Source organism: Curtobacterium sp. BRD11 (assembly GCF_031844345.1).
Classification (GTDB): Bacteria; Actinomycetota; Actinomycetes; order Actinomycetales; family Microbacteriaceae; genus Curtobacterium.
Genome location: NZ_JAUZUZ010000003.1, coordinates 106,736 through 120,009, shown reverse-complemented (window position 1 = coordinate 120,009; position 13,274 = coordinate 106,736). Strand labels below are relative to the sequence as shown.

The 13,274-nt window shown below is 74.1% G+C and carries 10 protein-coding genes and 1 tRNA gene; all 11 read left to right on the top strand.

From position 1 onward, the window contains the following. Positions 1-204 precede the first annotated feature (204 nt). The 11 genes from Q9R28_RS08505 (at position 205) to Q9R28_RS08455 (ending at position 13,272) form a co-directional block, all read left to right on the top strand. Positions 205-1,470, top strand: coding sequence for a glutamate-5-semialdehyde dehydrogenase (locus Q9R28_RS08505; protein ID WP_066653179.1), 1,266 nt, complete (start codon positions 205-207; stop codon positions 1,468-1,470). 44 nt (positions 1,471-1,514) lie between these two features. Further along, positions 1,515-1,715 carry a hypothetical protein gene (locus tag Q9R28_RS08500; RefSeq protein ID WP_058728434.1) on the top strand — a complete coding sequence of 67 codons (201 nt, stop codon included), beginning with the start codon at positions 1,515-1,517 and terminating at the stop codon, positions 1,713-1,715. Positions 1,716-1,726: 11 nt separating this feature from the next. Continuing rightward, positions 1,727-2,326 (top strand): nicotinate-nucleotide adenylyltransferase, encoded by a 600-nt coding sequence (gene nadD / locus Q9R28_RS08495; protein ID WP_081984738.1) that lies wholly within the window; start codon positions 1,727-1,729, stop codon positions 2,324-2,326. Further along, positions 2,323-3,921, top strand: a complete 1,599-nt coding sequence (locus Q9R28_RS08490; RefSeq protein ID WP_311205887.1) for a hypothetical protein — start codon at positions 2,323-2,325, stop codon at positions 3,919-3,921. The genes nadD and Q9R28_RS08490 overlap by 4 nt, the downstream gene beginning before the upstream one ends. A 139-nt stretch (positions 3,922-4,060) precedes the next feature. Continuing rightward, entirely contained in the window at positions 4,061-4,435 is a 375-nt protein-coding gene (gene rsfS / locus Q9R28_RS08485) for a ribosome silencing factor (protein ID WP_066653181.1), read from the top strand. A gap of 103 nt (positions 4,436-4,538) precedes the next feature. Beyond that, a tRNA-Ala gene (locus Q9R28_RS08480) sits at positions 4,539-4,611 on the top strand. Between the two features lie 82 nt (positions 4,612-4,693). Next, positions 4,694-5,662 carry an aldose 1-epimerase family protein gene (locus Q9R28_RS08475; RefSeq protein ID WP_311205886.1) on the top strand — a complete coding sequence of 323 codons (969 nt, stop codon included), beginning with the start codon at positions 4,694-4,696 and terminating at the stop codon, positions 5,660-5,662. Next, entirely contained in the window at positions 5,641-7,143 is a 1,503-nt protein-coding gene (locus Q9R28_RS08470; protein WP_066653186.1) for an anthranilate synthase component I family protein, read from the top strand. Before Q9R28_RS08475 ends, Q9R28_RS08470 begins: the two co-directional genes overlap by 22 nt. Before the next feature lie 114 nt (positions 7,144-7,257). Beyond that, positions 7,258-8,154 (top strand): hypothetical protein, encoded by an 897-nt coding sequence (locus Q9R28_RS08465; RefSeq protein WP_251154799.1) that lies wholly within the window; start codon positions 7,258-7,260, stop codon positions 8,152-8,154. A gap of 83 nt (positions 8,155-8,237) precedes the next feature. Then, the gene (locus tag Q9R28_RS08460; protein WP_311205885.1) at positions 8,238-9,848 is read left to right on the top strand and encodes a DNA polymerase Y family protein; all 1,611 of its coding nucleotides are present in this window, start codon (positions 8,238-8,240) and stop codon (positions 9,846-9,848) included. A gap of 10 nt (positions 9,849-9,858) precedes the next feature. Next, positions 9,859-13,272: an error-prone DNA polymerase gene (locus Q9R28_RS08455; protein ID WP_311205884.1), complete on the top strand. Its 3,414-nt coding sequence runs from the start codon at positions 9,859-9,861 to the stop codon at positions 13,270-13,272. Positions 13,273-13,274: the final 2 nt, after the last annotated feature.

Below are 13,274 nucleotides of genomic sequence, written 5' to 3'. Positions count from 1 at the left end.
GGTCCGTCTCGGCGGCACCGGACCGTCCCGCGCCGACGGCGGCGTCCCACCGCGGCACGCTCCGCCCCGGCGGCAGGATCGCGAGCGGTGCCGGACACTCGCGGACGTGAGCCGAGTCCTGCACCGGAGTCGCGCCTCCCGGCCGTCTCCACAGGCATGACCCCACCAGCGTCACGAGCCCGGCGGCCGACCTAGTATCGGACCATGTCGCCGACCGTCACCGCCCCCACCCTCACCGACAAGCTGGTCGCGGCGCGTGCCGCCTCGACGGCGCTCGCGACGGCGACCACGGCGGTCAAGGACCAGGCACTGCGCGCCGTCGCGGTCGCCCTGCGTGCCGGGACGGACGCCATCGTCGCGGCGAACCACGGAGACCTCGTCGCGGGCGAGGACGGCGGGCTCTCCTCCGGTCTGCTCGACCGCCTGCGTCTCGACACCGCACGGATCGACGCCCTCGCCGGGGCGGTCGAGCACGTGGTGGGACTGCCGGACCCGGTCGGCGACCTCGTCCGCGGGTCTCGGTTGCCGAACGGACTCCAGCTCACCCAGGTCCGCGTGCCGTTCGGCGTCGTCGGGGCCATCTACGAGGCGCGCCCGAACGTGACCGTCGACATCGCCGCGCTCGCGCTGAAGAGCGGCAACGCCGTCGTCCTCCGTGGCGGATCGGCAGCGCAGCGCACCAACGCCGAACTGGTCGAGCGCATCCGCGGGGCGGTGGCCTCGGTGGGGCTGCCGGCGGACCTCGTGCAGACGATCGACGAGTTCGGGCGCCAGGGAGCGACCGACCTGATGCGTGCTCGCGGCCTCGTGGACGTCCTGGTGCCGCGGGGGAGTGCCTCGCTCATCCAGACCGTCGTGACCGAGTCGCAGGTGCCCGTGATCGAGACCGGTGCGGGCGTGGTGCACGTGTACCTCGACGCGTCGGCACCGCTGGAGCGCTCGGTCGACATCGTGCTGAACAGCAAGGTCCAGCGGCCGAGTGTCTGCAACGCCCTCGAGACGCTGCTCGTGCACGAGGCGGCTGCCGAGCGGTTGCTGCCGGTGCTGGCCGACCGCCTCCGAGCCGCCGGCGTGACCCTGCGCGGCGACGACGCCACCCGGACCATCGTCCCCGGCGTGCTCCGCGCGACCGATGCGGACTGGGCGACGGAGTCGATGGACCTGGACCTGTCGATCCGGGTCGTGCCCGACGTCGACGCGGCGATGGCGCACATCGCGCGGTGGTCCACGCACCACACGGAGTCGATCGTGACCGACGACGTCGACACGGCCGAGCGCTTCCTGGCCGAGGTCGACTCCGCGGTGGTGATGGCGAACGCGTCGACGCGCTTCACCGACGGCGGCGAGTTCGGTTTCGGCGCCGAGGTGGGCATCTCGACGCAGAAGCTGCACGCGCGCGGCCCGATGGGACTGCCCGAGCTCACCAGCACCAAGTGGATCGTGCGCGGGCACGGACAGATCCGCGGCTAGACTGGGCCGCGACTTCCCACCCGATCGAACGGAGCACCGGACCGATGACCTTCCTCGCAGAAGCTGCTGAGCACGCCTCCGGGGTGCCCGCGTTCGTCTTCCCGATGTGCGGCGCGCTGTTCTTCACGTTCCTCGGGTTCGTCACCTGGAGCTTCCGCGACGTCGCGTACCGTCACTCGCACAAGTTCGAGGCCACCCGCCACCACGAGACGGGTGTCGACGAGTTCGGTCACACCAAGCTCTGACACGCCGCTCGATGCTCGAGAGCACGGGGCGCCCACGCATCGGCGTGATGGGCGGCACGTTCGACCCGATCCACCACGGGCACCTCGTGGCGGCGTCCGAGGTCGCGCGCGCCTTCGACCTGGACGAGGTCGTCTTCGTCCCCACCGGTCAGCCGTACATGAAGTCGGACGTCACCGACGCCGAACACCGGTACCTGATGACGGTCATCGCGACGGCGTCGAACCCGATGTTCACGGTCAGCCGGGTCGACATCGACCGTCCGGGGCCCACCTACACGATCGACACGCTCCGCGACCTGCGTGACCAGCGACCGGATGCGCAGCTCGTCTTCATCTCGGGCGCGGACGCCGTTCAGCAGATCCTCGACTGGAAGGATCATGATGGCCTCTGGGACCTCGCACACTTCGTCGCGGTCACCCGTCCGGGCCACGATCTGAGCATCACCGGACTCCCCGAACGAGACGTGAGCTTGCTCGAAGTCCCTGCACTGGCGATATCCTCGACGGATTGCCGCGACCGGGTCAGGCGCGGCCACCCCGTGTGGTACTTGGTCCCGGACGGGGTCGTCCAGTACATCTCCAAGCACCACCTGTATCGGAGCGTTGCATGAGTTCGTCCGACGCGCAGCCGCCTCTCTCGCGGCGTGAGGCGCGCGAGCGGGAGCGTGCCGCCGCAGCCGGCGGGCAGCCGGTCACCCCGCCGCCGACCGTCGCAGCACCGTCCGACCAGCCCGAGGCCCGTCGTCGACCGGGCTCGCACGTCGCGCCGTCGCCGAGCGGCCCCGCGCAGTCGGCAGCCCGTCCCACCTCCGGCGACTCCGCTCCTGCCCCGCAGCCCTCCGGCGCGGTGTTCCCGCTCACCCCGGCTCCGGCCTCGGCGACGGAGATCGTGCCGGGGACCGGCGGCCTCACCCGTCGTCAGCTCCGCCTGATGCGCGAGGCCGAGGGGCAGGCGGTGCAGCCCGTGCCGCTGCGCGCGCCGACCCCGCAGTCCTCCGACCGCACCGTCCAGGACGTCATCGGGTCGGTCGGTCACCTCGACCAGGACACCGAGCGTCCGCGCCCGGCCTCGGCAGACCGCGGGTCGTCGACCCCGCCGCGCGTGGTCCCGGCGTCCGCGGATCGTCCGACCTCGGCGCCGGACCCGGTCCGGTCCGCCCAGGTCCCGCTCGCCCCGACCCCGGTCGTCGACGCCTCCGAGGCGACGGACCGGACCGGCGACGCCGCGGACGCACCCGGTCAGGAGCCTGCCGCCGAGACCGAGATGCTCGACGCCGCTGCGGTGGCCCAGGCGACCGAGGCCGACGGCTCCCCGGACGCGATCGAGCCCCTGAGCGAGGCCGCGGCGCACGCCGAGGAACCCCGACGCCACCGCACCACCTGGGCGCCTCCGGAGACCGACGACGCCCCGACCACCGACGACGCCCGGGCCACCGACGACGGCCAGGCCACCGACGACCGCCAGACCGACGACGGCGCACGGCGCTCGGACGGTGCCGCGGACGACGATGCTGCCCGAGTGTCGCCGTCGTCGGCGCCGATGGCCTCGTCCTCGACGCCCGTCGTCTTCCCGCTGTCGCTCGACGACGACACGAACGAGGTCCCGATCCAGCGCCCGACGCCGGCGACGGACTCCCGTCCCGACGACGGTGCCGACGCCGTCGGTGACGCCCCCCGCGTCCCCGCCGCGTTCCGTCGGAGCCCCGAGCCGAAGCCGGTCACGACGGCCTTCGAACCGCCGGCCGGTCACTGGACCCAGCAGGCGCGGGACGCCGGTGACGCCGAGGTGCACGACGTGACGGGCACGCGCCGCGTCGCGGTGCAGGACACCAACTCGATCGTGCTGCCGAACTCGGCGCTGGCCGACCCGACCGGGGCCCTGAACGCCACGGGTGAGGTCATCCTGACCGGTTCGATCGACCTGCCCGCGTCGCTGTCCTCCACCGGGTCACACCGACCGATCGACGGGTCCGAGGTCGACCGTCTGCTCGAGCAGCACGACGAGCAGCCGGAGACGGACGCGAGCCCCGTCCGGGCGAGCCGTGCGGTGTCGAGCCACACGTCCACCCGTCAGGTCGTGCTCGCCGCCGCGAAGCCGAAGGAGTCCCGGACCCCGGTCATCCTCGGCGTCACCGTCGGCGCCGTCGGTCTGGCGGCCGCCGGGGTCATCATCGTCGCCCTGCTCACCACCCACCTCGGCGGCTGACCGCCCGCCGACCCCTCGTCGAACGTCGCCCCGTCGCCCGACCCGGCCCACCGGCCTGGCCGCTGTCGGCGGGGTGGCCTATGATCAGGACCCACCACACGGACCCGCAGAGCGCGGTGCCGACGACCGGAAGGACTCCGTGACCGCCTCCTCACGCGCACTGGAACTCGTGCAGATCGCCGCCCAGGCGGCCGACGCGAAGCAGGCCGAAGACCTCGTCGCCCTCGACGTGACCGGGCCGCTGCAGCTCACCGACGTGTTCCTGCTCGCGACCGGCCGGAACGAGCGCAACGTGCTCGCCATCGCGGACGAGGTCGAGGACCGTCTGATCGCTGCCGGCGCCAAGCCGCTCCGACGCGAGGGCCGGACCGAGGGTCGCTGGGTCCTCATCGACTTCGGCGACATCGTCGTGCACGTCTTCCACGAGGAAGACCGTCAGTACTACTCGCTCGAGCGCCTCTGGTCGGACTGCCCGACGATCCCGCTCGAGCTGCCCGTCGACCACACGGCGTAGACGCGACGCGCCCGGGTGGCGGAGACGATTTCGTCACCCGGCGTTCGCGTGGTGTACGCTTTCATGGTGCCGCCGGGAACGGGGGCACGGAGCAACACGATCTGGGTCTGTGGCGCAGCTGGTAGCGCACCTGCATGGCATGCAGGGGGTCAGGGGTTCGAGTCCCCTCAGATCCACCGAAGAACACGATGAAGCCCCGCCGGACCCCCGGCGCGGCTTCGTCGTTCCGGGCCGCCGCACCCCAGTACGCTGTTGCGCATGAGCAACGACGCCCCCGTGGCCGGTCCCCAGCCGACCGGTCCCCACCTGGCCGGATCCCCGCTGTCCGGGTCCGCCCTGACGATCACCGCCGGCGGGTACACCGCCGAGATCGCCTCGGTCGGGGCGTCGCTCCGGACACTCCGCGCCGACGGACGCGACCTGGTCGTCCCGTTCGCCGCCGACGAGGTCCGTCCGGCCTTCCGCGGCGCCGTCCTGGCCCCGTGGCCGAACCGGGTCGTCGACGGCCGGTACACCTTCGGTGGACACGACCACGAGCTCGCCCTGACCGAACCCAAGCGGCACCACGCGCTGCACGGCCTCGTCGCCTGGACCGACTTCCGCATCGTGGCCCACGAGCCCGACCGTGCCGTGCTCGCCACGACCGTCCCCGCGCAGGAGGGGTACCCGTACCGCGTCGAGGTGCTCGTCGAGTACCGCGTCGACGCCGACGGACTGCACACGACCGTCACCGGGACGAACACCGGTGGGGACGCGGCACCGTGGGGGACCGGGCCGCACCCGTACCTCGTCGCCGGCGCCGGTCGCGTCGACGACTGGACCCTCACCCTGCCCGCCGCCGAGGTGCTCGAGGTCACCGAGGACCGTCTCGTGCCGACCGGCACCGCCCCCGTGCACGACGAGTTCGACCTGCGCACCGCGACCGTGATCGGCGACCGTTTCATCGACCACGCGTTCACCGGGTTCGACCGGAACGGCGACGGGCTGGCGACGATCGTGCTCACCGCGGCGGACGGCCACGGGGTCCGGGTGTCCTTCGGGCCGGAGTGCGGCTGGGCGCAGGTGCACACCGCCGACCACGTCGTGCCGGAGTACCACCGCGTCGGCCTCGCGGTCGAACCGATGACCTGCGCGCCGGACGCCTTCAACGCTGGCGAGGAGTCCGGGCTCGTCGTGCTCGCACCCGGTGCCGCGCACGCCGCTTCGTGGACGATCGCCGCGGTCTGACCCGAGCGCGGGTCCTCGCGCGTCGCCTCGACGTCGCGCCGGACCTCGGTGCGCTGGCGGCTGCCACCGGCTCCGACGTCGTCTGGCTCGACTCCGGGCTGCCCGAGGGTGCGCCGGAGGCCGCTCGTGGACGCGCCCGGTGGTCGGTCCTCGCCCACACGGACGGGCCGTTCGCGACGCGGTTCCGGCACGAGGACCGACACGCGGTGCTCGAGGTCCCGTCCGCTGCGCAGCGGTGGTTCGGGCCGTCCCGCACCGAGGCGCGTGCCGCCTTCACCGTGCTCGACGACCTGCTGACCCGGACCCCGGCGCTCGAGGCCCCCGTGCCGGGCTGCGGGTTCGCGCTCGGCTGGGTCGGGTTCCTCGGGTACGAGCTCGGTCGCGAGTCCGGCGGCCCCGACCGCGCCGCGGCGCACGCGGACGCCGACCTGCGCTTCGTGGACCGCGCGCTCGTCGTGCACGCCGACGGTCGTGCCTGGGCGCTCGCCCTGGTGACCGACGACGAACCGACGGCCAGTGCGGCGAACCGGGCGTGGCTCGCGGGGCCGCACACGGGGCGGCCGTCCGTCGACGCGACGGACGGCACCACGGGCCTCCAGGCCGGTGCGGACGGGCGCGTGTCCCGCGACGCGTACGAGGCAGCGGTCGAGGCGTGCCGCGCCGAGATCCGTGAGGGGAACGCGTTCCAGGTGTGCCTCACGACCGCCTTCGCGGTCGGTGCATCCGGACGGGAGGCCCTGCCCGCGCCCGCCACGGACCCGCACCTGGTCGAGTACCTGCGACTGCGGCGGGCGGACCCCGTCCCGTTCGGTGCCTACCTGCGACTCGGCACGCTGCGGGTCGCGAGCCGCTCGCCGGAGCGGTTCCTGCGGGTCGGTGCCGACGGCACGGTCGTCGCCGAGCCGATCAAGGGCACGCGGCCGCGTGACCCGGACCCGCGACGTGACGCCACGGCGCGCGCGGCGCTCGCGGCGAGCCCGAAGGACCGCGCCGAGAACGTCATGATCGTCGACCTGCTGCGGAACGACCTGCTCCGCTCGGCGGTGCCCGGGTCGGTGCACGTCGAGCGGCTCTGCGACGTCGAGACCTACGCGACCGTGCACCAGCTCGTGTCGACGGTGTCCGCCGTGCTGCCGGCCGGGGCGTCCCGTGCAGCGCTCGTGCGCGCTGCGTTCCCGCCGGGATCGATGACCGGGGCGCCGAAGATCAGCGCGATGGCGATCGCGGACCGGCTCGAGGGGGCACCGCGGGGCGTGTACTCGGGGGTCGTGGGCTACTTCTCCGCGGACGGTGCGGTCGACCTGTCGGTGGCCATCCGCACACTGGTGACGGTGCTGGACGACCGGGGAGCGGAACGCGTCCGGACGTTCGGGGCCGGAGGCGCGGTGACGTGGTCGTCGGTCGCGTCGGACGAGGCGGACGAGGTCGAGACGAAGACCCGGTCGGTGTTCGGAGCACTGGGGGTCTCGGCCCGCTGGTGAGCGGGGTGCCCGGGCGTGGGTCGGGACCGCGTCCCGGCACCGGTCGGGCGTGTCGAACGGGTGTTCGAAGTGGTTGTCCACCGGATGTCGGACCCGGTTGACATCATCGAACACATGTTCGAATATGAGGGCATGCAGACGGCGGCGGCACTCCTGTCGCCCGGGCCCGAGGGGGCGACCGGGCCCGACGGTCCCGCTCGCCCCGGGGGCCGCTCCGGGGCGTCCCGACCGACCCGGCGCGTCGACCACCTGGGGGACGCCCGGGCAGCGCTCGAACGCATCACGTCGCTGCGCTCCCGAGTGTCCGAGATGGAAGCACCCCGCGTCGACGTCCAGGGGCTCCCCACCGCCGACGCCCTGCGGTCGCTGCTGCCCGGTGGCGCGATCCGGGTCGGTGGCTCCTACGCCGTGCAGGAGTCCGTGCTGCTCGCGATGACCATGCTGCAGGCGGCCTCGGCCGAGGGGGCCTGGTGCGCCGTGGTCGGTGTGCCGTCCTTCGGGGTCGAGGCGGCGGCGGCGATGGGCATCGACCTCGAACGACTCGTGCTCGTGCCCGATCCGGGCGACCAGTGGCTCACGGTGACCGCAGCCCTCGCCGACGTGGCGCAGATCGTCCTGACGCGACCGCTCGGCCGGGTCGTGCCCGGCGACGTCTCGCGGCTGTCCGCGCGGCTGCGGCAGCGCGGTGGAGCGCTCGTCGCCCTCGGTACCTGGCCGGGCGCCGACGTCACGCTGCGGGTGAGCGGCTCGGTGTGGACCGGCATCGGCGACGGCCACGGGTACCTGGCGGAGCGGCGTGCCACGGTGACGGCGTCCGGCCGCGCGGGAGCAGGTCGACCCGTCAGCGCCGACCTGCTGCTCCCGGCGGCGGACGGTGCGGTGCGACCCGCCGCGCCCCTGGTCGCCCGGGCCGGTGGGACGGACACGGGCGCTCCGGGCGGCGTCGGCAGCGCGGCCGTCGACGGCGCAGGGGAGTCGCGGGTGCTCCGCCCGGTCGCGGTGGCGTCGTGAGCCCGCGGGGACGGGCCCGTGCCGCCTCGCCGCGCGGTACGACCAGGGGGACCGCCGGCGCCGGGGTGCCGGGGCCGGGGGCCGTGCGTGCCGATGCCCTGGCCCGTGGCGGCGCCCTGCCGGAACCACCGCCTGCGCGCACGATCGTGCTCTGGTGCCCGGACTGGCCGGTGATCGCCGCCGCCCGGGCCGCGGGGTCGCCGCCCGAGCACCCGTTCGCCCTGGTGGCGAAGGGGGTGGTGTTCGCCAGCTCGGCCAGTGCCCGGCAGCAGGGGGTGGTGCGGGGCCTCCGCGTGCGCGAGGCCCAGGCGCGCTGCCCGGAACTCGTGGTCGAGCCCTACGACGACGCACTCGACCACCGCGCGTTCGAACCCGTCATCCGTGCGATCGAGGAAGCGGTCCCCGGGGTCGAGGTCCTGCGACCGGGGACGATCGCCCTGCGCTCCCGGGGGCCTGCGCGCTACTACGGCGGCGAGCGGGCGGCCGCGGCGACGCTGGCCGGGATCGCCGCCGACCACGGTGCGCCCGGTGTGCGTGCCGGGGTGGCGGACACCCCGTTCGCGGCGGAACAGGCAGCGCGGTCGCGTCCCGTGCGCCCGGGGGAGCGGGTGCGCATCGTGCCGGTCGGCGGTTCGGCCCCGTTCCTGGCGGACCTGCCGCTCGGCGTGCTCGGCGACCCGGACCTGGCGCTGGTGCTCGGGCGGCTCGGCATCGCCACGCTCGGCGACTTCGCCGCGCTCGGCGACGAGCAGGTGCGCGACCGGTTCGGTGTCGCCGGGGCGTTCCTGCACCGGCTGGCGGGCGGTCGCGACCCGCGCGAGGTCGCAGCGCGGGCGGTCCCGCCGGAGCTCCGGGTCGAGGCGTCCTTCGAGCCACCGCTCGACCGTGCCGACCAGGTGGCGTTCGCCTTCCGCCGTTCGGCCGACGACTTCGCCGCACGGCTGCGCGCGGCCGGACTCGTCGCGACCACGATCCGGGTGGGCATCGTCGACGAGCGCGACCTCCTGCTCGAACGGACCTGGGTGCACCCGCGCTGGTTCGACGCCGCCGACGTCGTCGACCGCGTGCGCTGGCAGCTCGCCGGCGGCGTGGACCCCTCCGGGCTCGAGGCGCCCGTGGTCCAGGTGGTGCTCGAGCCGGTCGCGGTCGACGACGCGTCGAACCACGAGCGTGGGCTCTGGGGGACCGGACCCGACGAACGGGTGCACCACGCCCTCGCCCGGGTGCAGGGGCTCGTCGGGCACGAGGGCGTGGTCACCCCGCGGATCGGCGGGGGCCGCACGCTGGCCGAGCGCGTCGTGCTCGTGCCGTGGGGCGACGCCCCGGTCGGCGGCGAGCGGGCGTTGGCGACCATCCGCGACCGGCCGTGGCCCGGCAGGCTCCCGGGGCCGCCACCCGCGACCGTGCTCGAGCGACCCCGTCCGGTGGACGTCGTCGCTGCGGGGGGTGACACCGTCGACGTCGACGACCGCGGCGCACTGACCGCGGTGCCGGAGCGGTTCCGGGCCGAGGGCGAGCGGGGCGGCCGGTTCGCGTCCGTGACCGCGTGGGCGGGGCCGTGGCCGCTCGTCGTGCGCTGGTGGGAGGCCGGCGGGCGGCGACTGCACCGGCTGCAGGTCGTCGACGACGACGGCCGGGCCTGGTACCTGGTGCTCGCCGACCACCGGTGGTGGGCCGAGGCGGTCGCGACGTGAAGGAGACCTGATGGGCTACAGCAACCCACCGATCCCGTGGTCGCAGTTCGAACGCGCCCTGTCGGACAAGCGGCCGGACAGTGCGCACGCCGGCGACGGCGGGGACAGCCCGGCCTGGTCGCGGAAGCGGTCCCGGTACGTCCCGCCGACCCCCGCCGCCGACGACGACGCCCCGGTCGTGCCGTACGCCGAGCTGCACGCGCACTCGACCTTCAGCTTCCTCGACGGCGCCAGCGGTCCGGAGCACCTGGTGGAGGAGGCCGCACGCCTGCACCTGCACGGCCTGGCGCTGACGGACCACGACGGGTTCTACGGCGCTGCCCGGATGGCCGAGGTGGCCGAGGCGTACCCGACCGTGACGACCGTGTACGGCACCGAGCTGTCCCTCGGGCTGACCGAACCGCAGAACGGCGTCCCCGACCCGGAGGGCACACACCTGCTGCTGCTCGCCGACGGGCAGGACGGCTACCACCGGCTCGCCGCGGCCGTCACGCGGGCGAACCTGGCAGCCGGGGCCGAGAAGGGGCGGCCGCAGTACGACCTCGACGAGCTCGCGGCGCAGGCCGACGGGCACTGGCGGGTCCTCACGGGCTGCCGGAAGGGCACCGTCCGCCAGGCCCTCGAGCGCGGGGGCGAGTCGGCGGCGGACGAGGCCCTGCGTGCGCTGCTCGACCGGTTCGGCACGGCCGGGGTGGTCGTCGAGCTGACCGACCACGGGGAACCGCTCGACACCGCCAGGAACGACGTCCTCGCGACGCTCGCGGCACGGCACGGACTCCCCGTCGTGGCGACCGGGAACGTGCACTACGCGACCCCCGACCGCTTCCCCGTGGCGACCGCGCTGGCGGCCGTGCGGGCACGGCGGAGCCTCGACGAGATCGACGGCTGGTTGCCGGCGGCCCCGACCGCCCACCTGCGGTCCGGTGCCGAGATGGCCGCGCGCTTCGCGCGCTGGCCGGGCGCCGTCGAGACGAGCGTCGCCCTGGCCGACGAACTCGGGTTCCGGCTCCGGACCGCCAAGCCCGGGCTGCCCGACGTCGAGGTCCCCGAGGGGCACACGACGATGTCGTGGCTGCGCGAGCTCACCTGGCAGGGCGCCCGTCGGTTCTACCCGGGCAGCGCCGACGGTGTCGACCCGCAGAAGCGTGAACGCATCGAGCGGGAGCTGTCCGTCATCGCGGACAAGGACTTCCCGGGGTACTTCCTGATCGTGCGGGACATGGTGCAGTACGCCCGGCAGCGGGGCATCCTGTGCCAGGGGCGCGGCTCGGCGGCGAACTCGGCCGTCTGCTACCTGCTCGAGATCACCGCGGTCGACTCCATCCGGTACGGACTGCCGTTCGAGCGGTTCCTGTCGGCGATGCGCGACGAGGAGCCCGACATCGACGTCGACTTCGACTCGGACCGGCGCGAGGAGGTGATCCAGTACGTCTACGAGAAGTACGGACGGTTCAACGCGGCGCAGGTCGCGAACGTCATCACCTACCGGCCGAAGGGCGCCGTGCGGGACATGGCGAAGGCGCTCGGGCACAGCCCCGGGCAGCAGGACGCCTGGTCGAAGCAGGTCGAACGGTGGGGGTCGGTCACCGAGAGCCAGGACCACGACATCCCGGACACCGTGGTCGACATGGCCCAGCAGGTGCTCGGGTTCCCACGGCACCTCGGCATCCACTCCGGGGGCATGGTGCTCACCGACCGGCCCGTCGGCGAGGTCGTGCCCATCGAGCACGCCCGCATGGACGGCCGGACCGTGCTGCAGTGGGACAAGGACGACTGCGCCTTCATGGGGCTCGTGAAGTTCGACATGCTCGGGCTCGGGATGCTCGCGGCGCTGCAGTACTCGTTCGACCTGGCCGACGAACACTGCGGGGAGCGCTGGGACATGCACTCGATCCCGAAGGAGGAGCAGGGCGTCTACGACCAGCTCTGCCGTGCGGACACGATCGGGGTGTTCCAGGTGGAGTCCCGCGCACAGATGGGCACCCTCCCGCGGCTGCTGCCCCGGCGGTTCTACGACCTGGTGATCGAGGTCGCGCTCGTGCGTCCCGGTCCGATCCAGGGCGGTGCCGTGCACCCGTACATCCGGCGCCGGACGGGCGAGGAACCGATCACGTACATCCACCCGTCGCTCGAACCCGTGCTCGAGCGGACGCTCGGGGTCCCGCTCTTCCAGGAGCAGCTCATGCAGATGGCCATCGCCGTCGGCGGGTGCTCCGGGGACGACGCGGACCTGCTCCGCCGGGCGATGGGCTCGAAGCGTGGCCTCGAGAAGATCGAGCGGCTGCGCGAGAAGCTCTACGCGGGGATGGCGGCGAACGACATCCACGGCGAGGACGCCGACACGATCTACGCCAAGATCCAGGCGTTCGCGAACTTCGGGTTCGCGGAGAGCCACTCGATCAGCTTCGCGCTCATCGTCTACGCCAGCGCCTGGATGCGGCTGCACTACCCGGGGGCGTTCCTGGCGGCGTTGCTCCGGGCACAGCCGATGGGGTTCTACTCACCGCAGACCCTGGTCGCCGACGCCCGGCGGCACGGGGTGCGGGTGCTGCGGCCGGACATCCTGCGCTCGGCGGTCGACGCGACGCTGGAGCCCCTGCCCGACGCCGAGAGCGGTGCGACCGGGGCCGACGCCTGCCTGGCCGGGGAGCAGCCGCCCGTGCTGCCGTTCGACGGCTCGCTGCCCGACGACACCGCGGAGCACCGACGCGACGGGGCCTTCGCCGTCCGCCTGGGCCTGGCCGAGGTCGCCTCGCTCGGCCGGCGGAGCGCCGAGGCGATCGTCGCGGAGCGGGCGGCGCACGGGCCCTTCACGGACATGTCCGACCTGGCCCGTCGTGTCCGGCTGACGACCGCGCAGCTCGAGGCCCTGGCCGCAGCGGACGCCTTCGCCGGGCTCGGGATCGACCGGCGCAGCGGCATGTGGTCGGCGGCGCAGGCGGCTGCGGAACGACCCGACCAGCTGCCCGACACCCAGGTCACCGTGCAGCCGCCGCTGTTCGGGCAGATGACGAGCGGGGACGTCCTGATCGCGGACATGTGGTCGACGGGCATGTCGACCGACGACCACCCGGTCCACCACGTCCGCCCGCGACTGCGCGCCCGCGGGGTGCTCAGCGTGCAGGACACCGCGACGGCGGAGACCGGACGACGGGTCGAGGTGGGCGGCATCGTGACGCACCGGCAACGCCCGGCGACGGCGTCGGGCATCACGTTCCTGAACGTCGAGGACGAGACCGGGCTGGTGAACGTCATCTGCAGCGTCGGCGTGTGGGGACGGTACCGGCGGGTGGCACGGGAGTCGCCGGCCGTGGTGGTGCGGGGGATCCTCGAGCGGTCGCCGGACGGCGTGGTGAACCTGGTGGCGGACCGGATCGAGCACCTGCCGCTGGCGGTGCGGACCCGGTCGCGGGACTTCCAGTGACC